General features: G+C 47.4%; 1 protein-coding gene. It reads left to right on the top strand.

The features are described from left to right. Positions 1–7 precede the first annotated feature (7 nt). Positions 8–232: phosphodiester glycosidase family protein (locus SB773_RS34930; protein ID WP_410595169.1), on the top strand; the 225-nt coding region annotated here is incomplete at its 3' end.

The following is a 232-nucleotide window of genomic DNA, read 5'->3' as shown; positions in this document are numbered from 1 at the left end:
CGAAGGGATGCAGGACCCAAAGCTGACAACACTGAGTGCCCAGCGTTCCTTTATCGGTTATACCGCAGATAATCAATTGGTGATGGGCACCGTGCCAAACGTTACGTTAAACCAATTAGCCGTCATTTGTCAGTCAATGGGATTGCAAGCGGCCATGAATCTTGATGGTGGAGCATCATCTGGCCTGTATGCAAAAGGAAAGCTGTTAACTAGACCAGGTAGAAATTTGAGC

The organism is Bacillus sp. SIMBA_074, assembly GCF_046534555.1.
GTDB classification, from domain to species: Bacteria; Bacillota; Bacilli; order Bacillales; family Bacillaceae_G; genus Bacillus_A; species Bacillus_A mycoides.
The sequence above is the reverse complement of the archived record's forward strand: the minus strand, read 5'-3'. Positions and strand labels throughout refer to the sequence as shown.